Source organism: Ignavibacteria bacterium (genome assembly GCA_036262055.1).
In the GTDB taxonomy this organism is placed as follows: Bacteria; Bacteroidota; Ignavibacteria; order Tepidaquicellales; family Tepidaquicellaceae; genus DATAJP01.
The window spans coordinates 1,125,411-1,151,877 of the sequence record DATAJP010000002.1; the positions used below are offsets into that span (position 1 = coordinate 1,125,411).

A 26,467-nucleotide genomic window follows, 5' to 3' on the forward strand; every position below is an offset into this window, starting at 1 on the left:
TAATATTATAATAATTTTATTTAATCATATTTTTTATTTTCTTTTTCTTTTCACTTAATACCGTCGAAATCAAATCGTAATTATGAACATATATGCTGGGATATCCACTAATATGAGTTAAAATTTTCCTCGCGTCATCCACTTCTTTTCTATCTTCGTCGCTAAGTTGTGAATCTTTAGCTTTTGATATTAAATCATTCAGCTCTGATGATATTTTCTTCACATCATTTTTCCATTCAATCATCATATCATCATATCCTGCTTCGTGACATTTCACACATATCATTTTATCGGGCTTAACTATTTTATCTGAAACTTTATGGCAATCATTGCAGGAGGCACCACCAACTTTCATAATATCAGGGTGATTTTTATTCAAATAAGTGCCGCTATAAACCTGCTCCTGGAATTTATGACAGTTTGCACAACTTTCACTGGACTCGGTTTGAGCGTGATGACAATTATTACAGCTTTGTTTATTAACAGTCAATGCACCATGTCTTTGCTCATTAGAGTGACATCTATTGCACGAAATTTTTTCTTTAACGATATGAAGATTATGTGAAAAATTCATATCAAATTTTTTTACGGATACTTCCTGAATTCCTGAATGACAGGAGTAGCATTCGTTTGGAATGAACTCCTGCGGAGATTTAAAATCAGGTAATCTTTGCGAAGAGCCAACAGCTGATAATGAATTTTGCAATAAGCCATAGCTTCCTTGTAAAAGCTTTTCAGCAAAGCTGACACTATGAACGCTCTTTCCTATCTCAACAATTTTTATATTATGCATTGCCTGCTTCAGAAGCTCTTCTGCTTCCGGCTTCCTGTCGCTTTTGCTCGATGAAACAATCGAGCTCGCAGTTCTATATATGGAATTGATTGTCTGCAATCTTTTAGACGTTCCCGCCTCCCATTCATCAATTAGTCTTTCAAAACCTTTTCCGTGACACTTGTTACAGGAACTGCCGCTTGCTTTTGAAGTAGTTATATTTTTTTTATCAGTTTCATGAAGGACATGACAACCTTTGCAGTTTATGCCATTGAGAAACATAGTGCTTGGAGATTTCTCAACATTAAATCCATTTTCTCCTGTATATAAACTCACCTGTGATAAATGTGCATTTGAGTGGCATGATTGGCAATCAGGCGGCGATGTGGGATCCATCTTTTGAATTTTGTGCTCAATAGTATTATGACATGAAGAACATTTTAGGCTATGCTTGGTTATGTGTGTTTCATGCACAAGCTTTGTATCACCAATTTTGGTAAGTTTTTCAGTTTCAAAATGACACTGGAAACATCTTTCTTTATCTACATTACCGCTTCCCGCAACTGTATTTGAATGGCAATCCACACATGCAATTTTGTTTTCAACAACAGCAGTGTGATTATATCTGAAGCTTGCCATTTCATCTTTGCTTTTATTCTCCCAATTATGACAGGTAGTGCAATTTGAAAGCTTATCAAATTTATGTTCGGGGTCTGCAGATTTTTTCATATGGCAGTTGTAACAGGTAGATGTTGTTACCTCCATATGTGTTGTCTGGACAATCTGGGAATGGCAGCTTGTACATTTTAAAGTTTTGCCATTTCTTAATTCCTGCAGATGGTTTTTATGACTGAACTGAACACCCTTAAAGTTATATGTGGAATCCTCGAAAGCTTGTCTTTCATGGCATCCCGAACGCGCGCAAGTATTATCCGGAATCTCTGCAGCAGGCTTACGTTTTTTATATGTTAATGAAACATAGCTTACTATCTGAACCAATCCGTTAAGTTTTCCTTTTACAGTACCGGTTAATCCGGGTTCAAAATGACATTCCACACATGCAACTTTACTATGTGATGAGGTTTGCCAGCTTTGATGAAAGGATTCCATGTAATGACAAGTGGGGCAAAAAGAAGGTTGTGATGTATATTCAGCTGAGGCTGCTAAGAGAATAAGGAATAAACCGAGATATATTCCGCTAAATAAAAGAAATCTTTTGAAGCCCTTTACTTTCTTGAAGAGTTTTTTTTCTTTCTTCGGTTTATTAAGTTCCGCATTCATATCTCAGTATATATCTGGATTGTATTTTTTTCTAAATTATTTCCGGGTCATAGTTCATAAAATACTTTTGCGATAATGATATCAGATTCTTGTTTAAAAAAATATTTTACAAAATTTATATTTTAATTTTTAAAATTAGATTTCTGCAGACAATATACAAACAAAAAAGTTACACAGATATGCATTTGTCCAATTTTTTTCTATGACATTTGTCATATTTTAATACGATAAATGTCATATTTGTAAGTGACTTAAATCATTCACAATAATTTAACTTTTACTTATATTTATATGAATAAAATGGAAGATGAATAGTTAATATTTTATTAATAATTTTACGAGTTAGAAAAGATTTTTTATAACACGAATGAAAAAATTAAATCTAACAAAATTTTGGAGTTAACATTATGAAACATTTAATTACAATTTTGTTCTTATTTGTTTTTTGTTCAGGTGTAACTTTTGCACAGCCAAGAGCAAAGATAGTCACTCAATACGTTACTCCGCAAATGCTTGCAAGCACTCCCGGCTTAACGCAAGACTCAACTGTTTCCTCAGGATTAAATACTGTTGCTAAAGGCACATTTGTATATCTGAGAGCATGGAACTGGGGAGATACTTCAAGTATCACAAATGCAAACTGGACATTAACTCAAAAACCCGCCGGCTCGAGTGCATCAATTTCTACAATCACCGGCTTGTCATGGTGGGCAAAATTCAAAGCAGATCTTACCGGAACATATGAGATAAGTGTATCTATGACAACTACCACAGGAACAAGAGATACCATAACAAAAATTTATGCAAGCACATATGTAGGCACAGGAGGTTTTGATAACGTTGCTGCTCAATATCCGAACTGTATGTCATGCCACGGCTCAACGCCTAAGTTTCAGGATATATTTAACCGATGGAAAGATTCCAAACATGCTACAACTTTTAAAACAAACATAACTTCGGGACCTTCTTCTTATGGAATAAATCAATTCAAGCTGCACACACTTGGCTATGATCATAATATTTTTGCAGAGAACAATGGTTTTGATGATAAAGCGCGCCAATTAGGCTGGGTATGGAGCAGTTTTTCGCCTCCTAAGCCGGCTAATTGGGATTCTCTGAAAAACCGTTTTTCACAGCTTGTTGCATTTGCAAATGTTGGTTGTGAAAGCTGTCACGGAGCAGGAAGCGAGCACGTTCTCGGAGGCGGTGACACAATGAAAATTCAAAAAAGTGTTGATGAAGGCAATTGCGGAAAATGTCATGATGCTTCCGCAAGCACTCCGCAATTTGCACAGTTCAAAAATTCTCTGCACTCTGATGTTATCTGGAGCAGTTCGTTTGCACAGAACAATAACGGAACAAATAATTTGGATAACTGCATAAGATGTCACGACGGTAACGGATATGTGAACTATACAAAAGGTGTAGGAACAAACACTAACGGTTTCACAAAAGCAAAACAGGAAATGATAGCATGCGCATCGTGCCATGACCCTCACGGAAACTCCAACCAGTTCAGTTTGCGGAACAGGCCTTCAAATGCGGATACACTTGCAAATGGTTTCCATTATACAAATGTAGGGAACGGAATAGTTTGTATGGATTGCCATAAGTCCAGAAAAAATTCATTAACCTATGTCAATACCAGAGTTACTTCTTCGACATGGGGACCGCATCATTCAGGTCAAACGGATGTTTATCAGGGACAAAATGCAGCTATGTTTGCGGGTCCGTATCAGTCAACAGCACACAAAGAATTTCTTGTCGGAGCATGCGTAAGATGCCATATGGCGCCTACAGATACTTTGAATCCTGCCAACAGAAATAAGGTCGGGGATCACAGTATGAGTATGCATAATCCCGAAACAAATTTTGATAATCTGAGCGGATGCCAGACCTGCCATTTTGGTAAAACAAGATTTGACCAATTTATTGCCCCGCAGGACTATGACGGAAATGGATTAACCGAAGCGTGGCAAAAGGAAATAGACGGATGTTTAAAGAATCTTAGACTTCAGCTCCCTCCGGTTGGAGTTGATTCGGTTGCATGGCAATTAGTCGCGGCGGATTCCAACAATGTTACATTAAGAAAAGCATATTTTAATTATTTGCTCATATATGAAGATGGAAGCCGCGGTATGCATAATCCTAAATTTGCAGTGGATGTTTTACTCAAGTCAAGAAATGCTCTTGTAGGAATCATGCCTGTTTCAACCGAGATTCCATTGAGATATGAAATGTCACAAAACTATCCGAATCCGTTCAATCCTGTAACTAAATTTAATATCTCAATAGCAAAAGCAGGGAACGTAAAAATCGTTGTATATGATATAACAGGAAGAGAAGTAACGGTTCTTTTAAACAATGTTCTGAATCCCGGCACATATAACGTTGAATGGAACGCAACGAACTCATCAGGACGTTCGGTCAGCAGCGGAGTTTATTTTTATAAGATTGCTGCCGGTAGCTTTGTCGATGTAAAGAAAATGATGTTAATAAAATAATATTATTTTTTTAAATAGTTTTTTATAAGAATTAAATATTTTAATAAAAAATGCGGATAAAATATATAGTTTTTTTAATTGCAGCGGGATTTTTATTTCAAGCTTGTGATAAGATGGAAGAAAAGAAAACCACGTCAACACAGAATCAACAAAATTTGTCAAACCGTGAGTTACCGCCTGATCATCCTCCTATAAACAAAACTGAAAGCTCAAATACAGATTCAAAATCAGAGAGCGATGAGATGGTTATAAAAGTTAAGAAAAATGCTGAAGAAGCGGATGCTCTTTACGAAAAGGATAAATCCGAAGCCAATAAAAAAAATGCAATAGATAAAAATCTCGCTGCCGGAAACTATATGATGCTTGAAGCTGATGTTCCTGCTAAAGAAAAATACAGACCTGCTTTAAAATTTTATAGAAGAGTCTTAGCGTTAGACCCTAAAAACGAGGAAGCGCTTGCAAATAAAAAACAAATTGAAGATATATATGTTCAAATGGGACTTCCAATTCCTCAGTAAAATGAAGCAGTGCAATAATGAATAGCACGGTTATGTACTTTGGTAAATCCAATCTTATGAAATTTTAATTAATTTCAATTAATTTAGAATGAACAAGCAATCAAGAATAATTATAGGACTAATAATTATAGTCGCATTTCTTATAGTAGGGTTTATATCATTCATCGACAGCAAAATTGAATATGTAAACTTTACGGAAGCTCAGAACAGAACAAGAACAGTTGAGGTTAAAGGAAGCTGGATTAAGGACAAAGAAAGCAAGTTTGATGCCGCTACTAATCAGTTCACTTTTTTTATGAAAGATGACTATAATACAGAGATGAAAGTTGTATTTGACGGCGCAAAGCCGAATAATTTTGAAGTTGCAGAAGCTGTTGTGGTTAAAGGAAAAGTGAAAGACGGATATTTCCACGCAAAAGATATCCTGACCAAATGTCCTTCTAAATACGAAGCCGACGGCTCGGAAATTAAGACCTATAATCATTCAAAATAAACTATGATTGGAAAAATCTTAATATATTCTGCTTTCATAGCATCAATTATTTCCATCTTTTCTTTTTTCAAAGTTCATTTTGGTTATAATAAATACTTAAGAGCCGGAAGAACATTTTTTCTGATAACAGTTACCTGCATTATTTTTGCATCTGCTCTTTTGATGTATCTGATTTTAACCCATCAATATCAGTATGCTTATATCTGGGAGCATAGCAATGGAGAATTACAGCTTCCCTTATTGATTTCAACATTTTATGCGGGACAAGAGGGAAGTTTTATGCTTTGGACTTTTATGACTGCTGTTATCGGGATTATACTGCTTAATTATGTTTCTAAGGGCAACCGTCTTGAACCCCAGGTAATGTTCATGTATGGTCTAGTTCTTGCATTCCTTGCTTTTATTCTTATTCTTAAATCTCCGTTTCTTTATATATGGGATAAATGGCCCGGCGAAGTTGATATAGGCTTTATGCCTGAGCAGGGAAAAGGATTAAATCCTCTTCTTCAAAATTTCTGGATGTCAATTCATCCCCCTACATTGTTTCTTGGATTTGCTTCTCTTGCTGTTCCTTTTTCTTTCGCAATAGCAACACTTATGAAGAATAAGTACAATGAATGGATAAATTATTCCATGCCGTGGCTGTTGTTTTCGGGAGGTATTCTCGGACTTGGAATTATGATGGGCGGCTACTGGGCTTACGGAGTTCTCGGCTGGGGAGGTTACTGGGCATGGGACCCTGTAGAAAATTCTTCTTTCATTCCATGGCTTATTACTGTTGCAGCAGTTCATACAATGGTTGCACAAAAAAGAACAGGCGGCTTTAAGAAGACAAATTTAATTTTATGCATTCTTGCCTTCCTGCTCGTTTTATATTCTACGTTCTTAACAAGAAGCGGTATTCTCGGTGATTCTTCTGTTCATTCATTTGTTGATCCGGGATTTGAAGTTTATATAACTCTTTTAGTCTTCATCGGTTTATTTCTTATCATTTCTGTCGTTGCAATTATATACAGATTAAAGGAATTAAAATCTTTAAGTCTTAATCAGAACAAGCTTTTAACGAGAGAGTCGGCTCTTTTTGTCGGTGCAATTACACTTTGTGCAGCTGCAACTGTCATATTCGCAGGCACCAGCTGGCCTATTTTTTCTAAAGGTTCCGTTGATGGCGCATTTTATAATAAAATGAATCTACCGCTGGCAATAATGATTGCTTTGATTAATGGAATCAGCTTGCTTTTAAAATGGAAAACATCAGACGATAAAAATTTTTTTAAGGGTTTGATTTTTCCTTTATCGTTATCTGTTGTTATTACTGTAGTATTAGTATTCATTGGTGTGCAGGATTTTCTCATCGCTTTATTTGCCTGTTCGGCATTATTTGCATTCTTTATAAACGCTCAGATTATAGCAAGAATTTTTAAAAAGAACTGGTCGCTTGCAGGAGCTTATATTGCGCACATCGGTATTGCTCTTGTATTTCTTGGTATCATTGCTTCAGCCAGATACAGTGAAGAAGAAAATATATCGCTTGAGCTTAACAAACCTAAAGAAGCATTCGGGTATACGTTAACATATATCGGCGCTTCTCCTTTTGAAGACCCCGATAATAAAACTGATGTAAAATATCATTTTAATGTGCTTGTTGAAAAAGACGGAAAAGAAATGGTCTTAAAGCCGATAATGTATTTCAGCCAATTCTCTGATGGTGTTATGAAGAATCCTGATATTGCAAATTTTTATACCAAAGACCTGTATTTATCACCGATGGGACTTGAAGTGCCCGAACAATTTAGCCAGGAAGAGCTTCATGACATCAAGAAAGGCGGGGAGTTAAAAATGGGGGACTTAACAATCAACTTTATAGATTTTGATTTTGGAAATACTCAAAAGGGCGGAAAAGAAATGCAAGAAGGTAATTTTACTGTGGGAGCTATGATGAAAGTTTCTGACAGTAAATATACCGAAAATTTGTCTCCTAAAATTGTATATAAAGAAGGGAATCCTGAATATGAACCCGCCATAATAACAGGCAACGATAATTATATATTCTATTTTACAAAAATGAATGTTCCGCAGGGAGAAGAAGAAGCCTCAGCAACAATTGCGGTAGTGGATAAAAGAAATGTGAACAATGAAAACCAAACTGCAGATGAAACACTTGTTGTAACTGCCTCAATAAAGCCGTTTATAAATGTCTTATGGATTGGAACAGTAGTTTTAGTTTTAGGATTTATGGTTTCAATAATCAGGAGAAGAAAAGAGTTATATTCTAAATAAAGTTTCATAACAAACACCTCTAACAATAAACATCTCTAATTGGTTAATTAGTTTTAAAAATAATTAATCTGCAATTTCTTTTATCCGTGCTAATTATAAAAAATTTCTTCATTCAGATATTCGGTTCCGTTGGTTCTCCAATAAATTACAACTTTCCAAAGTCCCGACGAAAAATTATTTAAACTGATTATTTGTTCCTTTTCGTTTTCCTTTAACAGAAAGATTTTATCTTCTGAATCATCCGATGGTCTGTAAAATGTAACCTCGCCTGATTTCGGAATGGCATCCGAAGGAAAACTAATGTGCAAATCAGAATTTATTTTTGTTATCATTATACTCTCCTTTAAGGACTGTGTCCTTTTCTTTTTATCGATTTGTTCCTGATATTTAAGTTCTTTTTCATAATAATTATCAGTTACCAAATCAATGTTTTGTCTCATTGATATGAAGACAAGTGAAGCAATTCCTAAAATGAAAATTGCGTAAACAAGAATTATTTTTTTACCCCAATTCATTCGCTTTTCCTTTTACTTACGGGTGCCATAAACGATGTCTCAATGTTATCAATTACTTTTCCATTGCTTAAAACACCAATTTCTAATAACTCCGTTGAAGATTTAATGTCACTTTTATTTTTAATGAGTAATAATTTGAAATCTTTATGTTCTTGCTGCGGTATTACTAAATTATCGGATAATAATTTCATTTCAACATCCGGATTGTCAATTCTAAATTCAACCGGAATATCATTAAACGACTTATTATAAATCTTCACATCATACACATTGCTGATTTTATTATCCGGCTGCTCTTGAAAAAACATTCCGGGTGTTCGCAGAATCAGAACATCGAGTTCTTCCCGGTTTAAAAGCAGAAATGTGAACACGCCGATTAATAAAACTAAAACAGTTGTATAACCAATCATTCTCGCGGTAAATTTGAATGATGATTTGTCCTTAAGCTGGTTTGCTGACGCATATCTAATTAAATCTCTTTCAAAGCCAACTTTATTCATAATTGAATTACACGCATCTATGCAAGCAGTACAGTTCACGCATTCAAGCTGTGTTCCGTTACGAATATCTATTCCCGTAGGACAAACATCAACACATTGATGGCAATCGATGCAATCTCCTTTATCACGAGTCTCATTTCTTTTCATATGACCGCGTGGTTCACCGCGTACATAATCATATGCAATAACAATTGAATTTGGGTCAAGCAATACTCCCTGCAATCTGCCATAGGGACATGCAAGAATACAAACTTGTTCTCTTATAAAAGAAAAAACAGCAAAAAAAGCCAGAGAGAACATTATTATGGCAATTAATCCCGAAATATGATTTGAAGGATTATCTGTCACTATTTTAATAAGTTCATCCGTACCTATTACATATGACAAAAATGTATTTGCGATAATAAATGAGATTGCAAAAAAGATTGAATATTTAAAAACTCTTTTAAATGTTTTATTAAAACCCCAATTCTTTTTTGCAAGGGCACGCTGCTGATTTGCATCACCGTCAATCAGGTATTCAATTTTCCTGAAAAGCATTTCGAGAAAAATCGTCTGAGGGCAAATCCAGCCGCAGAAAAATCGTCCATATATAATAGTGAACAAAATTAGAAACACGATTGAAACAATTGCAAAAACCACGATGAGATAAAAATCCTGCGGACCGAAGGGCTGACCGAATATTATAAATTTCCTCTCTATGATATTTAGCAAAACAAAAGGGTGCCCCTCAATTTTTATCCACGGCAGTCCGAATAAAACAGCAAATAACAGCCAGCTTACATAAGTGCGGGCTTTATAGAAATTCCCCTTCGGCTTTTTAGGATAAATCCATTTGCGTTTTCCTTTTTCGCCTATTATGGAAAGCTTATCACGGAATTCAATATTTGTTACAGCTGTCTGCAATTATTTATTTACTTTTTAGTGAATCTTTTTTTAATGAATCAGTTTTAATTTCAGTTGAATCAATATACAAAATCCCTTCCGCCTGTTTGCCGTTCGGTGGGTTACTTCCTTTGAGCGATAAAATATAACTTGCAACCGCCTGAATTTGCTTTGGACTCAACTGGGTTTTCCAGCTAATCATTCCTTTTTCAGGAACTCCAACGGAAATAGTTTTAAATACATTTCCGATACTTCCACCGTGAATCCAATATTCATCAGTGAAATTCGGTCCTATCAAACCTTCGCCTTTAGAACCATGACAGATTACGCAATTAGAGAAATAGATTGTTTTTCCCCGTTCCAATGTTGCATCATCTTTCATATATTGAGCCGTTTCCTCATTAATAAAAGCGCCGGATTTAATTAATTCATCCCTCTCCATCTGTGCAACTTTCATTTCACTGCTATACTCCTGTGAAGATAGATCTCCCGTTCCAAAAACGTGATAATGCAGAATGTAAAAAACCGAGAACAGGAGAGAAAAAATAAAAATATAATTAAGAAGAGGGGGTAAATTATTATCAAGCTCTTTTATCCCGTCATATTCATGTTCCAATTGGGGATCGTTTTCCTGAACCGGCTTCAAAGAATAAAATATACCGCCCCAGTTAATTTTAAACTTTTTTTCTTTTTTTACTTTTACTTTCGGTTCATCATCAGAGAACATCAGAGCAAAAAATATCCACGCAATAATAATCCCCAAAACTCCAAGCATTATATACGGGATTTTTTCAGACATATCCGGCTCTGCAGTCTGAGCAAACGTATTATTTACGAAAAGAAGAAATTCTGCAAAGAGACTATAAATAAAAAATTTCTTTTTCATTTTATTATTCAAGTTCTGTTTGATTTTGTTTTAAAGTTTCAGTGTCATCAAGAGGCAATAAACTCATTTTGTTCAGATACGGCTTCTTTACTTTTATTATCCACACAATCATTATCGAGAAAAAAACAAAAAAAACAACAAGAGAAAAAATTCCATATACATCAACACCTTCAGTTCCTGATAAAATATTCTTAAACATTATTTTACTGTTTGATTTTTTTGATTAACTTTTATGTCAGTGCCTAATCTTTGTAAATATGCAATGAGCGCGATTATTTCTTTATTGCTTTCCGCAGGTGCGCCGTTTCTTATTAAGTTTGCTGTAATAGAATCCGCCTGAATCATCAATTCCTCATTTGCAATTTTTTCAAACCCTTCAGGATATGGCACACCAACTTTTCTCAGGGAATTTATTTTGGTCTCAGTTGACGAAAGATTTAAATCTTGAGAAAAAAGCCACGGATATTTCGGCATAATAGAACCCGGCGACATTGTAATCGGGTCAAGCATGTGATTGAAATGCCATAGGTCAGGATACTTCCCTCCTTCTCTTGCAAGGTCCGGTCCTGTTCTTTTTGACCCCCACAAAAATGGATGGTCATAAACAAATTCTCCGGCTTTGGAATATTCACCGTATCTTTCAGTTTCTGACCTGAACGGTCTTATCATTTGCGAGTGACAGCTGACACATCCTTCCCGTATGTATATGTCTCTTCCCTGAAGTTCAAGCGGTGTTAAGGGCTTCACACTTGAAATTGTCGGCACATTTGATTTGATTAAATATGTCGGAATAATTTCTGCCAATCCGCCAATTAATATAACAACCGTTGCAAGTATTGCAAACTGCGTCGGTTTGCTTTCGAGCCATCTATGTTTCTTTTCTTTTTGACGCTCGTTTTTTAAAGTCTCATCCATCAAATTCATCTGGTGGGCTTCTGCAGGTTCATTTGCAACCAGCTCTCCGGCTTTCGCTGTTTTGTATAAATTATAAACCCCGATTAATACTCCCGTCAGATAAAGCGCTCCGCCGATTCCTCTTATTGCATACATTGGTATTATCTGCAAAACGGTTTCAAGGAAGTTCGGATATCTTAGAACGCCTTCGGGAGTAAATTCTTTCCACATTAATGATTGAGTTAATCCCGACCAATACATTGCAACCGCATAAAAAACTATTCCAAGAGTCCCGAGCCAGAAATGTGTATTGGCAAGTTTATTTGAATACAACTTTGTGTTATACATTTTCGGAACAAGCCAGTATAAAATTCCGAAAATTAAAAATCCGTTCCAACCAAGCGCTCCGACATGAACGTGAGCAACAATCCAATCTGTGAAATGTGCAATTGCATTTACATTTTTCAATGAGAGCATGGGACCTTCAAATGTTGCCATACCGTAACACGTAACTGCAACTACCATAAATTTTAATACAGGTTCTTCACGGACTTTATCCCATGCACCTCTTAAAGTAAGAAGCCCGTTAAACATTCCGCCCCAAGACGGAGCAATTAACATAATTGAGAAAACCGTTCCCAGTGACTGAGCCCAGTCAGGAAGAGCAGTGTATAAAAGATGGTGGGGTCCTGCCCATATATAAATAAAAATCAGTGACCAAAAGTGAACAATTGATAAACGATAAGAATAAATAGGACGATTGGCGGCTTTGGGTAAGAAGTAATACATCAATCCAAGAAAAGGAGTAGTAAGAAAGAATGCAACTGCATTATGACCATACCACCATTGGACAAGCGCATCCTGAACACCTGCATATACAGGGTAACTTTTAAATAATCCCGCAGGAATTTCAATTGAGTTCACAATATGAAGAACTGCAACCGTAACAACCGTAGCAATGTAAAACCATATTGCAACATACATATGCTTTTCACGGCGCTTAATAATGGTGCCGAACATATTAATTGCAAAAATCACCCATACGACTGCAATTAAAATATCAATGGGCCACTCAAGCTCAGCATATTCTTTGGAAGTTGTTAAGCCAAGAGGCAGTGTAATCGCAGCTAAAACAATTATTAACTGCCATCCCCAGAAATGCAGCTTACTTAAAGTGTCGCTGAACATTCTTGCTTTGCACAGTCTTTGTAAAGAATAATAAAGTCCCATAAAGATTGCATTACCTACAAATGCGAAAATCACGGCATTTGTATGAAGCGGTCGCAATCTTCCGAATGTCGTATATTGACTGCCCATGTTCATATCAGGTGTTACCAGCTGAAATGCAATGATAAGTCCGACTGTCATTCCAACAACGCCCCATATTAAAGTTGCAATTGCAAAATTTCTTACGATTTTATTATCGTAAAAGAATTTTTCCTTTTCCATTAACATTAAACCGAAGTCTCCTTCTTATTATATAGTTTTTTATTTAACTCTTCTTCTGAACTATCTTCAAACAGCATTCTTACTGACGGAGTATATCTGTCATTATATTGTCCGCTTTTAACCGACCATATGAATGCAATTAAAAACCCTGCGGCTACCAAAACGCTGAAAAATATTAATACAAAAATTACACTCATCAGATAAGCTTGTATTTTTTTGCAAAAAAGTTAGTTGATAAAGTTGCAAATAATACTACCGATATTGAGCTGACAGGCATCAATATTGCCGCTACAAGCGGGGACAGCTGTCCGCTGATTGCGAAATACATACCTGCTGCATTGTAAAGCAATGAAAACGTGAAAGCCATTTTGAGGATTGTTAAATTCTTTTTTGCAAAGCTGAGAATTGCCGGAAGCTTTTGTAATTTTTCCGATTCAAGGATGCCGTCACATGAGGGAGAAAAGCTATTTATGTTATCAACAACTGAAATACCGACATTGCTTTGTTTTAATGCGCCTGCATCATTCAATCCGTCGCCAATCATAAGGCATTTTATGTCTTTTGACTGCATTTCTTTTATGTAGTTTAGTTTATTTTGCGCAGATTGATTAAACAAAATGTCCGGTTCATGTCCAAATAATGTTTTCAGGTTTTGCTTCTCTGCATTGTTATCTCCTGAAAGCACAGCCAAACTGTAATTTGTTTTTAGCTCATCAATAACTTCAGGTAAATGATTTTTATACTTATTCTTAATTTCAAAATAGCCGAGTATTTCTGTGTTAATTGATAAAAAAACGTTTGAATTTTTATGTTTCTGTAAGTGCTCATAACCTTCGGTTTCATCGATTAAATCGGATATCTCAAGCTCAAGCGAACTGACAAAGTCAGGTAAATCACTTCTTACAAGTGAGTTATAGACAAATTCTTCAGAACCAAGCTTTATAAGTTTGCAATTAATTATTCCGGCAATACCTTTCCCGGTATATTCTTTGTATTGGTCTGAATTATATTCTTCTTTGGAAGATAAAGAACAAGGCAGAGAATTACTTATAATCCTGCTGTAAGGATGAGTTGAGTTTTTTGAAAGAGAATTCACCAGATATTTTTCTTCAAGCGATAATTCTCTGCCTATGAATTTTACTTCGGATTCATTGGAACATGTAATCGTTCCCGTTTTATCAAAAACTATTTTATCAATATCTGCAAGACGTTCAATAACATTAATATTTTTTATGTAAAATTTATTTCTTCCGAAAATCTTCATTGAGTTACCGAAAGCAAATGGGATTGAGATGGCAAATGCGCAGGGACACGCAACAATTAACACAGCAATAATTGCTGATAACCCTCTATCAAAATTGATAGGGAACCAGTAAAGCGCTGTTAAGAAAACAATCGCAAAAACTCCTATTGTAAAATTTTTTCCGATAAAATCGGCAAAATTGGAAAGTTTACTCTTTTCAGTTTTGTTAAATGCTTCATTGTTCCATAGCTGTGTAAGGTAACTTTGAGAAACATCTCTTATTACTTCAAGCTCGATTGACGAACCAAGTTGTTTGCCTCCTGCATAAATAATTTCACCAAGAACCTTTTCTGCCGGGATGGATTCCCCCGTAACAAAACTGTAATCAATGTTAGCATTTCCTTTAAATAAAATAGAATCGGCGGGAATAATCTCATTATTTTTTACCGTTATTCTATCTCCTTTTTTCAATTTCTCAAGAGGAATAATTTTTTCTCTACCTCCTTCAATCAAGGTTACAGCAAGAGGGAAGTATGATTTGTAATTTCTCTCGAAGTTTAATGAATCATAAGTTTTTGTCTGCAATAATTTCCCGACCAGCAAAAATAAAATTAATCCTGAAAAAGAATCGTAATAGCCGGCACCTGTTCCCGATAAAATCTCATACAAGCTTCTTAAGAAGACGATTGAGATACCGAGGGCAATAGGAACGTCAATATTAATATTTTTATTTTTCAAGCCTTTGTATGAAGAAATAAAATATCCTGATGCACAATAAAGAAGCGGAATTGCAAATAAAATATTTAGGTATCCGAAAAATTCTTTATATATATTCTCCAATCCTGATGAGGATAAATATTCGGGAAAGCTCAGAAGCATTATGTTGCCAAAACAAAAGCCCGCAATGCCAATTTTATAATATAATTTTTTTGTTTCAGAGGATGTTTTGTTTTCCTCAGATTTTTCAATAACAGGTTCATAGCCAAGCGAGTATAACAGCTCAAACAATTGTTTAGTTGAGATAAAATGCTTGTTAATTTTTACAAATAATTTCTTTTCATTAAAATTTAGTCTTGATAGCAACACACCCGGGTTAATTTTTTGAAGATTTTCAAGAAGCCAGATGCACGATGTGCAATGTATGGAAGGTATGTATAGTGTTAAGGTCGCAGTATTTTCGTCTTCATAGCTGCAAAGTTTTGAAGCTATCTCCTTATTTTCGAGGAAACGGAATTTATTGAAGTTATATTGTTTGGGTATATTGCCGGGGTGTTGCTCTAATTTATAATAATTGCAAAGATTTTTGTTTTCAAGGGTCTCATAAGCATTTTTGCAGCCATTACAGCAAAAATACTTATCATTAGATTCTATTTTTCCATTGCATTCCATTCCGCAATGGAAACATTTTTGAGAAATTTTGCTTTTTAAATTTAACTCTTTATCCGGCATTCTGATTATCCGCTTTGTAATTGTTTTTAATTATATATTGAACTGATTCTATTTAAGCCCGGCGTATTAACAACCTGAATCATTCTGCCTTTTATGGAAATTAAATTTTGTTTTCTTAATTCCGAAAGTAAGCGTATAACAGTTTCAGTTGCCGAACCGACGAATCCCGCCAGCTCTTCTCTTGATATTGTAATTGAATGTGAGTTATCATCAAGCGTAAGCAGTGCATCAACAAGACGCCCCTTAACCGGCTTATATGAAAGATTCAAAAGCTCATTTTCCGTATCGCTTAATTCTTCAGAAAGCAAGTTCATAAAAAATAAATTTACTGTATTATGATTAAGCAGATTGTAAAAACTATCTTTAGGGATGAAATAGAGTGTAGTATTCTCAAATGCAGAAGCGTAATAAGTATAACGGTCACGCAAAATTAAATCCTTATATCCAACAAAGTCTCCCGTTTTCATTATTCGCAGGATTTTTTCTTTACCGTCCGGTGAGATTTTAAAAATTTTTACTTTTCCTGTTTTGACATAAAATAAACCTACGGGAAAAACATTTTCCTTAAAGATATCCTGGTTTTTTTCGAATTTAATTTTTTCATAATTTAAATTTTCATTGTCAAAGCTAAGCTCAGAAGGGATTTCTCTGTAAATTACTTCATTTAATGTTTCCATTTTTGGTTATTGGTTATTTATTTACCTATTCAAAAATAGAATTATTGATTGCAAAGTATTAGAGCGGTAAAACGTAAAATTAAAAATACGATTACAACGAAAATAGGAGGGGAGTTTAGGTATTACATAGGTAAAAACACTTAGGGGAATGCGTTAAAATGCGTAGTGAATTAGGCGCTTAAATTCAAAAAAACACATAAAAATCAATTTAAATCAATAATTTTGTGTTTAACAGCATAATTTATTAACCCTGCGGTATTTTTGATATTTAACTTTTGATGAAGGTTTCGGCGGTGAGTATCGACAGTTCTTATGCTGATAAATAACCGGTCGGCAATTTCTTTATTAGTTAACCCTTCTGCAATTAATTTTAATATTTCTATTTCCCTGTCAGTAAGTGGAACTTCAGAAGAAGACTTGCTTTTTTTATTTTCCTTTGACTTGGTGAATTGGTTAAGTATGACCTCCGAGGCTTCTTTGCAGAAATAACTGTCTCCTTTTGCAACCGTTTTTATTGCCGATACCAATTCTTCAATGCCGGTGCTTTTTAATACATATCCCTTTGCTCCGGTGTTAAGCATTTCAATTATATAGTTATCGTCATCAGAAGTTGATAATGCAAGTATAAATGTTTCGGGATATTTCTTTTTAATTATTTTTGATGTTTCAATACCGCTTATGCCGGGCATGTTAATGTCCATAAGAATCACGTCCGCTGTTTGCTGAGTCAGTTTTTCAAGTAATTCCTCTCCCGAGCCGGCTTCAGACAATACTTCTATATCCTCATAGTCATTTAATATATTTTTTATTCCTTCGCGAAACATCTTATGGTCGTCGGTAATGATTAATTTTATTTTTTCCATTATTAAAATTATTTTATGGGCACTTCCACAGTTATGGAAGTTCCTTTCTGCATTCGTGAATCGATTGTCACGAAACCATTGAGAGACTTTACGCGGCTTTTAATGTTTCTTAATCCTAAACCTTTCTCCATGTTTGTCTCTGGCAAAAACCCAACTCCGTTATCCTCGATACTTAAAACGAGACTTGTCGAATGGCTCACAATCTGAACGTTTATGCTATCGGATTTTGAGTATTTTAATGCATTATTTATAATTTCTTGCGCAATGCGGTATAAACCTATTTCAATTGAACGGTCGAATCTTTCTTTGCGGACATTTGAATAAAACAAAATTTTCGCATTATTAATTTTATCAAGCCGTTCGCATAATTGTTTTATCGCTGTAATTAAACCATAGTCTTCCAGTGAACTAGGCATAAGATCTTTTGACATAGTTCGGACTTCATCCAAAGCATTATTTAAAAGTGATATTGAATTGGAAAAATATTTTTTCTCTCTCTCATTAAGTTGGTTAAAAGAAGCATTTAATACTTCAAGATGATTCCTGACACTTGAAAGCAAAGGGGAAAGTCCATCGTGCAGTTCTTTTGAAAGACGCATTCTTTCCTTTTCTTCACCCTGTACGACTGCATTGAGCAGATTTAGTTCATGCTGCTTACTTTCTGTAATATCGCTGAACATAACAATATAACTTGAACCTGTACTTAAACGAATTTTTTCAACTGACAATAAAATATTAATAAGCTTACCTTCCTTTGTCTTTATAAGCGCGTCGAAGTCCTGGACTTTAGTTTTAGTTTCAAGCTCCTCTGTAAGCTTTAAAAATGATTCTGAATCCAAAATTGTTTCAAGATTTATTTTGGAATCTCCTATAACTTCTTCCTTATTGTATTTTGTAATTTCTAAAAATCTCTGATTTATATCAATAAATTTATCATTATCTGTGTGTGTAATGCACATTGCCATAGGTCCCGACTGAAATATCTGTTTGAATCTTTGCTCGGACTGTTTCAAGGCATTATCAAGCAGTTGTTTGTTTGTGATATCGATAACAAAAGCCATTCCATACATCCCTTCCATAGCATTATAAAATCCTAAGCTTACTTCAATCGGGAAATGAATACCGTTTTGCCTTAAACCAAATAGCTGCATTCCTGAAGTTCCCATGGGTCTTGCATGAGGGGATGTAAAAAATTTTTCTATGTGTTTGCTGTGTGCTGCACTGAACATGGAAGGAACAAGGATAGAAATATTTTTTCCCGTTAGCTCATTATCCTGATAACCAAACATGCCGGCACATTTGGAGTTGGCTATTACTATCGTTCCTTTTTTATCAATCATTAAGAAACCTTCAGGCATTGAGTTTACAAACGGAACAAGGTAGAATTTTAATTCATCAATAGATAATGCTGAGTTGTGTAATATGTTATTATCCATTAATGAAATTGCAATAATTAAATATTTTTGTTAAGATAAATTTTTATACATAATCAAGCAAAAAATTGTATAAAAAGAGTAGTTTGCCTAATGAAAACTGACAATTATTAGATTTAAAATGACATAAGTCATTCACAAATTCCTTTTATTAAGTTAAATTGTTATAAAGAATAGAATAGAAATATACACCATAAAGTGGACATCTAAAAAATCAATTTAAATCAAATTCGAAATATGATAAAAATAAAAAGAATTTATGAAAAATCTTCTAACAGTGATGGATATAGAATTCTTGTTGACAGACTATGGCCAAGAGGTCTGACAAAAGAGAAGGCAAACATAGATATCTGGCTAAAAGAAATTGCTCCCACAACCGGGTTAAGAAAATGGTTTGCTCATGATCCTAAAAAATGGAAATCATTTAAGGAAAAATACAAACGGGAATTGAAAAATAATTCAGATCTTATAAGTAAAATTAAACAACTGGAAAAAGATGAAGGGGTTATTACACTCTTGTATGCCGCAAAAGATGAAAAATACAATGAAGCAGTTGTGCTAAAAAGTATTTTTCATTAATTGTAGTTTGAAGCGCTTAATAAATATTTTTAATATTACTGTCCAATTATGAAAAAATATCTTTTATTTATTATTCTATCCGTTTATAATTAAGTAAAATTACATAAGGAGTATTCAGATGAAAGGATTTAAATCTAATATTGAAAAAGATACTTTGGAAAATAATAATTTTCGCAAAGTATTATACACATCAAAGCACAGCCAGCTTGTGCTTATGTCACTTAAACCGAAAGAAGAAATTGGTGAAGAAACTCATCCTGACAATGACCAGTTTTTCAGGTTTGAAAACGGTGAAGGTAAATGTATTATTGACGGAAACGAATACACCGTCAAAGATGGTGATGCAATTATCATTCCGGCAGGAGCAAAACATAATGTAATAAACCTGAGCGCTTCTGAAGACTTAAAAATGTATACCATATATTCTCCTGCCCATCACAAGGATGGAATAATACGCGCCACTAAAAAAGAAGCTGAAGCAAATGAAGAAGATTTTGACGGAGTAACTACGGAATAAAATCTAAATTCATTATCAGGTAAAGTTACACCTATATGAATATCTCAGCTTTCATAAAGCAACATTCTATAATTACTTATTTTGTATTAACATTTGCTATTTCATGGGGAGTGGTATTGTTTTCCGTTGGAGGTCTTGATGGACTGCCCGGCACCGTTGAACAATTCGAAATATTACTACCTTATGTTGTTTTGGCAATGCTTTTGGGTCCAAGTGTATCAGGCATTCTTCTGACAAAAATGCTTTATGGAAAAGAAGGCATACATAAATTATTCCTAAGATTATTAACATGGCGTGTAAAAATTAAATGGTATATTATCGCTGTCTTTACAGCGCCAATTCTGACAGTAATTACACTCTTCCTGCTTTCATTGACACCCGGAATATTTTCAGCAGATAATAAAATTTTGCATTTTACATTAGGTGTGATTACGGGACTTGCAGCAGGATGCTTTGAGGAACTGGGTTGGACAGGATTTGCTATACCTCAATTAAGACAGCATTATAGTATATTTGTCACAGGGATTATTGTTGGATTTTTATGGGGAGCATGGCATTTCATAGTAACTTTGTGGGGAAGCAGTTCGACAATAGGAACGCTTTCTTTATGGTTATATCTTCCGGGTTTACTTTTCTCTTTTCTGCCGCCTTATCGTATACTTATGGTTTGGATTTATGACCGCACACAAAGTTTACTTATTGCTATGTTAATGCACGCGAGTCTGACAGCCAGCGTTCGAATCTTCGACCCTTTAGCAATATCGGGAATGTCTCTGGTGGCTTATAACCTTGTGCTTGGTATTGCATTTTGGGGTGTCGTTGCAGTGATATCATTTAAGAGTAAAATATTTTTACAAAATCGAAAATTACAAGAGAATTAAATGTAATTTATCTTCCGAAGATTTGAAATTTTCAGCATTTTAAATTGCCGTTTTTTAATACAAAAATTAAAGCTAACTTTGGAAAACTAAATATAAGCCAAACCGATTAATGAAGAAATATCTTTTATTTGTTATTCTTTCCCTTTTATGTTTTGATACAGCATTTTCTCAGGACAGCACGCAAACCAAAAAGGAAGAGGAATGGAAAATGCGCACCTATTACATGGTTTTCCTTAAGAGTAATCCGAACCACGGCATTACCGACAAAGAAAAGCTCACGGAAATTCAAAAAGGGCATCTGGATAATATCGGAAGACTTTTTGAAGAGGGTAAGCTTGTGCTTGCAGGACCATTTCTTGATAAGCAGGACGTTCGCGGGATTTTTATTCTTAAAGTTGATTCTGAAGAAGAAGCAAAAGCGTTGGTCGATACCGACCCCGCGGTCATTGCCGGCACATTGACTATGGAAATTCGACCGTGGTACGGACCTAACACCATTATAATAAAGAATGAATAAGGAATGTTTATGAAAGTAATTTGTTGTAGTAGTATACTGATTTTACCAAAAAGCATAAATTAAAATTTTATGAAAAACTTTCTTTTTTCAGTAAAATCGTTTTCAGCGGATTTCGGACTCTTGGTAATGAGAGTTTCTCTTTCCCTTGTTTTAATTCTTATGCACGGGCTGCCGAAATTTGAAAATTATGGCGTAATTTCCCAAAGATTTTTTGACCCTATTGGTTTTGGACCCGCAACCGCGCTCTCACTTTCTATTTTTGCGGAATTATTTTGCGCAAGTTTGGTAGTTTTAGGTTTTATGACAAGATTATCTACGCTTGTAATAGTAATAAATTTGAGCGTGGCGTTCTTCGGATTCCATTATTTTGACCCGTTTGCCAAAAAAGAGCTCGCATTTATATTTATGATGATGTATTTCACGTTGTTTATTTTAGGTCCGGGCAGAATTTCAATAGACGGCGCAATAAATCGTCCAAAAGGCAGCAAAAGTTAATTTTAAGTGGCAATTAGATAATTACCATTACCTTGAAAAAAGGTTAATTTTATATTATATTTATTTGATTTTAGATGATTATAATAGAGTGGGTTTAACGACCCACTTTTTTTTTCTATAAACCCCTCATGGAGAATTCTGATTATTTATCATTAATTGAGAGTTATTTAAAAGGCACTGAAGCGAAACTTATAGATTTTGTGGTTCGCGGAGAAAGAAAGAATAAAATTCTGGAAATTTATGTTGATTCTGAAAGCGGTCTTAATCTTGAGACCATCTCTAATATAAACAGAGAAATTTCAAAATTACTTGATGATTTTCAGACAGAAAAAGGAACAAATGAAATCTCAAAACTTATGGTTTCTTCTCCGGGTGTTGATAAGCCATTTAAATTCGGTTGGCAGCTGCACAAGCATATAGGAAGGGAAATAGACATTACACTCAATACGGGTGAAAAAATCTCAGGCATACTGGAGCTTCTTGAACCTGATGATACGCTTGTAATAGAGGAGATTAAGCAAAAAAAATCACAACCTGCAAAGGATAAAAAAATTATAAAATTTTCAGACATAAAAGATTCAAGAATTAAATTAAAATTCTAAATTCATTCTAATTAAATATGAGATCAGAGATAATAGAAGCATTTTCGCAGATGGCGAAACAAAAAAGCATTGACCGGGATATTCTGGAAGGAGTAATAAAAGATTCTTTCAGGAAAATGATGGAAAAAAGATACGGGCTCGAAGCTAATTTCGAAGTTATCGTAAATATGGACCGCGGAAACATTGAAATTTATTTATATAAAAAAATTGTTGACAGCGTAAATGACCCGAATCTTGAACTGACTGTCGAACAGGCAAAGGCAATCTCTGATGAAGATTTTGAAGTCGGTGATGATTATGCGGAAGAGCTTTCTATCGAAGATTTCGGAAGACGTTCGGTTCTAAATCTGAAACAAAATCTTAATCAAAAATTAAGAGAAATAGAAAAAGAAGTAACATTTAATGAATATAAAAAACTTGTTGGTGAAATTATTGTGTCTGAAGTTTATCAGATAAAACCGAACTCGATTTTATTAATGCACAACGGGCACGAGGTGATATTCCCTAAAAGCGAGCAGATTCCGAAAGAAAAATATAAGAAAGAAGATACCGTAAGGGCAATCATAAAGAGCGTTGAGAAGAGACAATCAGGACCTCCGCTTATTATTGTATCAAGAGCAGATGATGAATTCCTGAAAAAATTATTTGAGCTCGAAATTCCTGAAATTTATGACAACATTATCGAAATCGTCGGCATTGCAAGAGAGCCGGGCGAAAGAGCAAAAGTTTCGGTTTACTCAAACGATGAAAGAATCGATGCCGTCGGTGCATGCGTAGGCATGAAAGGAATTAGAATCCATTCCATCGTTCGCGAGCTCAGCAACGAAAATATTGACGTTATAAATTACACAGATGATTCGACTTTATACATCCAGCGAGCCTTATCTCCTGCTAAAATCGATGACATAGTTCTTGATAAAGATGAGAAGGTTGCAAAAATTTATGCAGACAAAGACCAATTCAGTTTAATCATTGGCAGAAACGGCCAGAATATTAAGCTTGCTTCACGTCTTACAGGATACACAATTGACGTTGTAAAGCCTGAAGAAGAAGAAAAACCTGAGGAGGAGGAAGTCGAAGAAGGAGTTATGCTTGATGAAGATGATGATGAGAATGATGAAGATGTAAATGAAGAAGTGCAAGAGGAAGTAAATGAAGAAAGCAGTGAAGAATCAGATGAAGCTGATGATGAAAGCTCTGAAGAATCTGAAGAAGCAGGCGAAGATGAAAAAGAAGAGTCCGTTGAAGAAAAACCAAAAAAAGAAAAAAAATCAGGAACAAGAAAAAAGAAAGAAAAAGAAACAAAATAAAAGTTCAGAAAATTTGCTTTTTTGAAAGCTAAAAGGATAAATGACAACAGAAACGAAAGATAAAAAAATTAAGTTAATGAAGCTTGTGTCGGAGATTAATATATCCAAACAGGATATTATTGACTATCTGACTACAATAGGTATCAGTAAAGTTACGGTAAATACTTCACTTGACAGTGAAACTGTCAGGAAAGTAAAATCTCATTTCAAAAAAGACATTGAGGAAAAACAGCATCACGAAGAAAAGCTCAAGAAATTTTCCGATATTAATAATGTCGTTTTTTCGGAAATAGAAGAAATTAAATTAAAAGAAGAAGAAGATAAAAAACGCAAGGAAGAAGAAGAAAGAATAAGAAAAATTGTTGACGAAGAGAACAGAAAAAAAGAAGAAGAAAGGCAGAAGCAGGAATTATCGGCATATCTCCAGTTAGAAAAACAGAAGAAAGAAGCCGAAGAGAAAAAGAAATCGGAAAAAGCAAAAAAGAAAACCGATGAGCCGGGAAAAGAAGAGCAGTCAAAAGCCAAACCTGAGTTCAAACAAACCGGTAAGCCAAAAACAGACAAATCATTCTTCAGGGATGATTTTAAAAAGAGAGAAGATTTCAAAAAACCTTCATCGGATACCGCTTCAAAAGATGGTGACCGTCAGATAAACAAAAAACCCGATTTCCGAAAACCTTTTGACAAATCAAAAGTAAAGCCGAGAGTTGAAAAAGTAACGATAAAAGACATAAAAGCTGCTAAGAAAAAACCGGGAGAAGGCGAAGGCACTGAGTTTAAGGAAAGAAAATTTGAAAAACCGGGCGGAGGAAAACCTTTTAATAAAGAAGGTGGATTTACACCTGCACCGGGCAGCGGGTCGAAATTCTCAGATAAAGATAAAGAGAAGAAGAAAACCGAATCGGAATACGAAAAGAAAAAGAAAGCTAAGCTCTTAAAAGGTCATCGTGCAAAAGATATTACACAAAAAGAAATCGATGATGCCATCAGGGAAACATTTGCAAAGATTGAAGAAGATTCCGCAAGTTCTGCACGGGTTCTTGCAAGAAAGAGAAAGAAAAAAGAACGCCTTGAAGAGGAACAAAAACAAATTGAGTTAGCCGAACAGAGAAAAAACATTATTAAAGTAACCGAGTTTCTTTCCACATCCGAGCTTGCAACTCTTGTAAATGTTCCTGTGGCAGACTTAATAAAAAAATGTTTTGACCTTGGAATGATGGTTTCCATTAACCAACGTCTTGAAAAAGATTTGATAATTCTTCTTGCAGAAGAATTTGGATTTAAAATTGAGTTTGTATCGGAATATGAAGAAGAAATTCTTGAAGATGCGCCGGACCCTGAAGATAAGCTTGTATCAAGACCTCCGGTCGTTACTGTTATGGGGCACGTTGACCACGGTAAAACGTCTTTGCTTGACTATATAAGAAAAGCAAATGTTGTTGCAGGTGAAGCAGGCGGAATAACACAGCACATCGGTGCATATACAGTTACGCTTGACAGCGGAAAAAGAATCAGCTTCCTTGATACTCCGGGTCACGAAGCTTTTACGGCTATGCGTGCGCGCGGCGGACAAGCAGCGGACATCGTTGTGCTTGTTGTTGCTGCTGATGACAGCGTTATGCCGCAGACAGTTGAGGCGATTAATCACGCGCTTGCAGCAAATGTTCCGATTGTTGTTGCGATTAATAAAGTTGATAAGCCGGACTCAAATATCGATAAGATAAAGCAGCAGCTTGCCGACAAAGGCGTGCTTGTTGAAGAATGGGGCGGTAAATACCAGTCGGTTGAAATTTCCGCAAAGTTTGGAAAAAATATCGATACGCTTCTCGAGAAAATTCTTGTCGAAGCCGAAGTTCTTGATTTGAAAGCAAATCCTGACCGTCTTGCAAGGGGTGTTGTTCTCGAAGCAAAGCTCGATAAGGGAAAGGGTATTGTTGCTACGATGCTTATTCAAAAGGGAACACTGAACGTTGGTGATGTGTTCATTTGCGGAGTGAACTCCGGAAAAATAAAAGCAATGTTCGATGAACGCGAGCATAAGCTTGATGCAGCAGGACCTTCTCAGGCAGTTCAGGTGCTTGGCTTTGATGGAATGCCGCAGGCAGGTGACATATTCATAGAGCTTGAGACAGAAAGAGAATCAAAAGAAATTGCAATCAAGAGACAGCAGTTGAAACGCGAACAGGATTTCAGACAGCATCGTTTGATTACACTCGATGATATTTCAAAACAAATTAAAGAAGGTAAACAAGTCGAGCTTAAGATTATATTGAAAGCAGACGCTGACGGCTCTGCGGAAGCGTTGACGGATTCATTGCAGAAGCTTACAACCCCTGAAGCAAAAGTTATTGTAATACATAAAGCAGTCGGACAGATTACCGAATCAGACGTATTGCTTGCTGAAGCATCGAAAGCAATTATCATTGGCTTTAATGTTCGTCCAAACCTGAGCGCAAGACAGCTTGCCGAGAAAAATCAGATTGACATAAGGCTTTACAGCATAATTTATAATGTAATAGAGGAAATCAAACAGGCGCTCGAAGGTATGCTTGAGCCGGATATCGAAGAAAAAGTTACCTGTACGGTTGAAGTCAGGGAAGTATTCAAAGTTCCGAAAGTTGGACTTGTTGCAGGATGTTATGTTCAGGATGGCAAGGTTACGAGAAATACGAATGTACGCTTATTAAGAGATGGTTTTGAGATTTTTAAAGGAAAGATTTCGGCTTTAAAGAGATTTAAAGATGACGTACGTGAAGTTGAAACAGGATTTGAGTGCGGTATCTCACTTGAGAACTTTAACGACGTCAAGGTCGGAGATATTATAGAAGGATTCGAGTTAGTAGAAATTAAGCGTAAGCTTTCCACAACATAATTTTTATAATTTATTTTTTTAGTAGGACAGACATTCCTGTCTGCCCTAATTT

23 protein-coding genes are annotated in these 26,467 nt (G+C 35.2%); 12 read left to right on the plus strand and 11 right to left on the minus strand.

Features of this window, described 5'->3' with window-relative positions; translation table 11 throughout:
- Positions 1-16 precede the first annotated feature (16 nt).
- The gene (locus VHP32_06900) at positions 17-2,053 is read right to left on the minus strand and encodes a cytochrome c3 family protein (GenBank protein HEX2787618.1); all 2,037 of its coding nucleotides are present in this window, start codon (positions 2,051-2,053) and stop codon (positions 17-19) included.
- Between the two features lie 407 nt (positions 2,054-2,460).
- Here VHP32_06900 and VHP32_06905 point away from each other — a divergent pair, with 407 nt between their 5' ends.
- The 4 genes from VHP32_06905 to VHP32_06920 all read left to right on the plus strand — a co-directional run bounded on the left by VHP32_06905 (position 2,461) and on the right by VHP32_06920 (position 7,848).
- Entirely contained in the window at positions 2,461-4,557 is a 2,097-nt protein-coding gene (locus VHP32_06905) for a T9SS type A sorting domain-containing protein (GenBank protein ID HEX2787619.1), read from the plus strand.
- 50 nt (positions 4,558-4,607) lie between these two features.
- The gene (locus VHP32_06910; protein ID HEX2787620.1) at positions 4,608-5,075 is read left to right on the plus strand and encodes a hypothetical protein; all 468 of its coding nucleotides are present in this window, start codon (positions 4,608-4,610) and stop codon (positions 5,073-5,075) included.
- Between the two features lie 88 nt (positions 5,076-5,163).
- Positions 5,164-5,568 (plus strand): cytochrome c maturation protein CcmE, encoded by a 405-nt coding sequence (locus tag VHP32_06915; protein ID HEX2787621.1) that lies wholly within the window; start codon positions 5,164-5,166, stop codon positions 5,566-5,568.
- Between the two features lie 3 nt (positions 5,569-5,571).
- Positions 5,572-7,848 (plus strand): cytochrome c-type biogenesis CcmF C-terminal domain-containing protein, encoded by a 2,277-nt coding sequence (locus tag VHP32_06920; GenBank protein ID HEX2787622.1) that lies wholly within the window; start codon positions 5,572-5,574, stop codon positions 7,846-7,848.
- Between the two features lie 89 nt (positions 7,849-7,937).
- Here VHP32_06920 and VHP32_06925 read toward each other — a convergent pair whose 3' ends face one another.
- The 10 genes from VHP32_06925 to VHP32_06970 all read right to left on the minus strand — a co-directional run bounded on the left by VHP32_06925 (position 7,938) and on the right by VHP32_06970 (position 18,645).
- On the minus strand, positions 7,938-8,363 hold the full coding sequence (locus tag VHP32_06925; protein ID HEX2787623.1) for a FixH family protein: 426 nt from the start codon (positions 8,361-8,363) through the stop codon (positions 7,938-7,940).
- Positions 8,360-9,769 (minus strand): cytochrome c oxidase accessory protein CcoG, encoded by a 1,410-nt coding sequence (gene ccoG / locus VHP32_06930; protein ID HEX2787624.1) that lies wholly within the window; start codon positions 9,767-9,769, stop codon positions 8,360-8,362. The genes VHP32_06925 and ccoG overlap by 4 nt, the downstream gene beginning before the upstream one ends.
- A 4-nt stretch (positions 9,770-9,773) precedes the next feature.
- Positions 9,774-10,634, minus strand: coding sequence for a cbb3-type cytochrome c oxidase N-terminal domain-containing protein (locus VHP32_06935; protein ID HEX2787625.1), 861 nt, complete (start codon positions 10,632-10,634; stop codon positions 9,774-9,776).
- 4 nt (positions 10,635-10,638) lie between these two features.
- Entirely contained in the window at positions 10,639-10,833 is a 195-nt protein-coding gene (locus VHP32_06940) for a CcoQ/FixQ family Cbb3-type cytochrome c oxidase assembly chaperone (protein ID HEX2787626.1), read from the minus strand.
- The gene (gene ccoN, locus VHP32_06945) at positions 10,833-12,977 is read right to left on the minus strand and encodes a cytochrome-c oxidase, cbb3-type subunit I (GenBank protein HEX2787627.1); all 2,145 of its coding nucleotides are present in this window, start codon (positions 12,975-12,977) and stop codon (positions 10,833-10,835) included. The genes VHP32_06940 and ccoN overlap by 1 nt, the downstream gene beginning before the upstream one ends.
- A gap of 5 nt (positions 12,978-12,982) precedes the next feature.
- Positions 12,983-13,174 (minus strand): cbb3-type cytochrome oxidase assembly protein CcoS, encoded by a 192-nt coding sequence (gene ccoS, locus VHP32_06950; GenBank protein ID HEX2787628.1) that lies wholly within the window; start codon positions 13,172-13,174, stop codon positions 12,983-12,985.
- Positions 13,174-15,669 (minus strand): heavy metal translocating P-type ATPase metal-binding domain-containing protein, encoded by a 2,496-nt coding sequence (locus tag VHP32_06955; GenBank protein ID HEX2787629.1) that lies wholly within the window; start codon positions 15,667-15,669, stop codon positions 13,174-13,176. Before VHP32_06955 ends, ccoS begins: the two co-directional genes overlap by 1 nt.
- Positions 15,670-15,695: 26 nt before the next feature.
- Positions 15,696-16,346 (minus strand): Crp/Fnr family transcriptional regulator, encoded by a 651-nt coding sequence (locus VHP32_06960; GenBank protein ID HEX2787630.1) that lies wholly within the window; start codon positions 16,344-16,346, stop codon positions 15,696-15,698.
- 203 nt (positions 16,347-16,549) lie between these two features.
- Complete coding sequence (locus tag VHP32_06965; GenBank protein HEX2787631.1) at positions 16,550-17,209, minus strand: response regulator transcription factor; 660 nt, start codon at positions 17,207-17,209, stop codon at positions 16,550-16,552.
- Between the two features lie 8 nt (positions 17,210-17,217).
- Complete coding sequence (locus VHP32_06970; protein ID HEX2787632.1) at positions 17,218-18,645, minus strand: PAS domain S-box protein; 1,428 nt, start codon at positions 18,643-18,645, stop codon at positions 17,218-17,220.
- A gap of 234 nt (positions 18,646-18,879) precedes the next feature.
- On the opposite strand from VHP32_06970, the gene VHP32_06975 reads away from it, so the two are divergent.
- The 8 genes from VHP32_06975 to infB all read left to right on the plus strand — a co-directional run bounded on the left by VHP32_06975 (position 18,880) and on the right by infB (position 26,415).
- The gene (locus VHP32_06975) at positions 18,880-19,221 is read left to right on the plus strand and encodes a DUF488 domain-containing protein (GenBank protein HEX2787633.1); all 342 of its coding nucleotides are present in this window, start codon (positions 18,880-18,882) and stop codon (positions 19,219-19,221) included.
- Between the two features lie 118 nt (positions 19,222-19,339).
- A complete protein-coding gene (locus tag VHP32_06980) occupies positions 19,340-19,738 on the plus strand; it encodes a cupin domain-containing protein (GenBank protein ID HEX2787634.1) in 399 nt (132 codons plus the stop codon).
- A 35-nt stretch (positions 19,739-19,773) separates the two neighbouring features.
- The gene (locus tag VHP32_06985) at positions 19,774-20,619 is read left to right on the plus strand and encodes a CPBP family intramembrane glutamic endopeptidase (GenBank protein HEX2787635.1); all 846 of its coding nucleotides are present in this window, start codon (positions 19,774-19,776) and stop codon (positions 20,617-20,619) included.
- 109 nt (positions 20,620-20,728) lie between these two features.
- Entirely contained in the window at positions 20,729-21,136 is a 408-nt protein-coding gene (locus tag VHP32_06990) for a YciI family protein (GenBank protein ID HEX2787636.1), read from the plus strand.
- 69 nt (positions 21,137-21,205) lie between these two features.
- Positions 21,206-21,631 (plus strand): DoxX family protein, encoded by a 426-nt coding sequence (locus VHP32_06995; GenBank protein HEX2787637.1) that lies wholly within the window; start codon positions 21,206-21,208, stop codon positions 21,629-21,631.
- A gap of 128 nt (positions 21,632-21,759) precedes the next feature.
- The gene (locus tag VHP32_07000; protein HEX2787638.1) at positions 21,760-22,233 is read left to right on the plus strand and encodes a hypothetical protein; all 474 of its coding nucleotides are present in this window, start codon (positions 21,760-21,762) and stop codon (positions 22,231-22,233) included.
- A gap of 17 nt (positions 22,234-22,250) precedes the next feature.
- Complete coding sequence (nusA, locus tag VHP32_07005; protein HEX2787639.1) at positions 22,251-23,543, plus strand: transcription termination factor NusA; 1,293 nt, start codon at positions 22,251-22,253, stop codon at positions 23,541-23,543.
- Between the two features lie 40 nt (positions 23,544-23,583).
- Entirely contained in the window at positions 23,584-26,415 is a 2,832-nt protein-coding gene (gene infB / locus VHP32_07010) for a translation initiation factor IF-2 (protein HEX2787640.1), read from the plus strand.
- The last annotated feature ends 52 nt before the right edge of the window (positions 26,416-26,467 follow it).

Bases quoted from the DNA above. Each gene is read 5' to 3' on its own strand.
- ccoS (HEX2787628.1), bottom strand. From the start codon at position 13,174: ATGAGTGTAATTTTTGTATTAATATTTTTCAGCGTTTTGGTAGCCGCA.
- VHP32_06955 (HEX2787629.1), bottom strand. From the start codon at position 15,669: ATGCCGGATAAAGAGTTAAATTTAAAAAGCAAAATTTCTCAAAAATGT.
- VHP32_06965 (HEX2787631.1), bottom strand. From the start codon at position 17,209: ATGGAAAAAATAAAATTAATCATTACCGACGACCATAAGATGTTTCGC.
- VHP32_06920 (HEX2787622.1), top strand. From the start codon at position 5,572: ATGATTGGAAAAATCTTAATATATTCTGCTTTCATAGCATCAATTATT.
- VHP32_06960 (HEX2787630.1), bottom strand. From the start codon at position 16,346: ATGGAAACATTAAATGAAGTAATTTACAGAGAAATCCCTTCTGAGCTT.
- VHP32_06990 (HEX2787636.1), top strand. From the start codon at position 20,729: ATGAAGAAATATCTTTTATTTGTTATTCTTTCCCTTTTATGTTTTGAT.
- VHP32_06900 (HEX2787618.1), bottom strand. From the start codon at position 2,053: ATGAATGCGGAACTTAATAAACCGAAGAAAGAAAAAAAACTCTTCAAG.
- VHP32_06995 (HEX2787637.1), top strand. From the start codon at position 21,206: ATGAAAAACTTTCTTTTTTCAGTAAAATCGTTTTCAGCGGATTTCGGA.
- nusA (HEX2787639.1), top strand. From the start codon at position 22,251: ATGAGATCAGAGATAATAGAAGCATTTTCGCAGATGGCGAAACAAAAA.
- VHP32_06905 (HEX2787619.1), top strand. From the start codon at position 2,461: ATGAAACATTTAATTACAATTTTGTTCTTATTTGTTTTTTGTTCAGGT.
- VHP32_06915 (HEX2787621.1), top strand. From the start codon at position 5,164: ATGAACAAGCAATCAAGAATAATTATAGGACTAATAATTATAGTCGCA.
- VHP32_06935 (HEX2787625.1), bottom strand. From the start codon at position 10,634: ATGAAAAAGAAATTTTTTATTTATAGTCTCTTTGCAGAATTTCTTCTT.
- VHP32_06925 (HEX2787623.1), bottom strand. From the start codon at position 8,363: ATGAATTGGGGTAAAAAAATAATTCTTGTTTACGCAATTTTCATTTTA.
- VHP32_06970 (HEX2787632.1), bottom strand. From the start codon at position 18,645: ATGGATAATAACATATTACACAACTCAGCATTATCTATTGATGAATTA.
- VHP32_06910 (HEX2787620.1), top strand. From the start codon at position 4,608: ATGCGGATAAAATATATAGTTTTTTTAATTGCAGCGGGATTTTTATTT.
- VHP32_06980 (HEX2787634.1), top strand. From the start codon at position 19,340: ATGAAAGGATTTAAATCTAATATTGAAAAAGATACTTTGGAAAATAAT.
- VHP32_07000 (HEX2787638.1), top strand. From the start codon at position 21,760: ATGGAGAATTCTGATTATTTATCATTAATTGAGAGTTATTTAAAAGGC.
- infB (HEX2787640.1), top strand. From the start codon at position 23,584: ATGACAACAGAAACGAAAGATAAAAAAATTAAGTTAATGAAGCTTGTG.
- VHP32_06940 (HEX2787626.1), bottom strand. From the start codon at position 10,833: ATGTTTAAGAATATTTTATCAGGAACTGAAGGTGTTGATGTATATGGA.
- VHP32_06985 (HEX2787635.1), top strand. From the start codon at position 19,774: ATGAATATCTCAGCTTTCATAAAGCAACATTCTATAATTACTTATTTT.
- ccoN (HEX2787627.1), bottom strand. From the start codon at position 12,977: ATGGAAAAGGAAAAATTCTTTTACGATAATAAAATCGTAAGAAATTTT.
- VHP32_06975 (HEX2787633.1), top strand. From the start codon at position 18,880: ATGATAAAAATAAAAAGAATTTATGAAAAATCTTCTAACAGTGATGGA.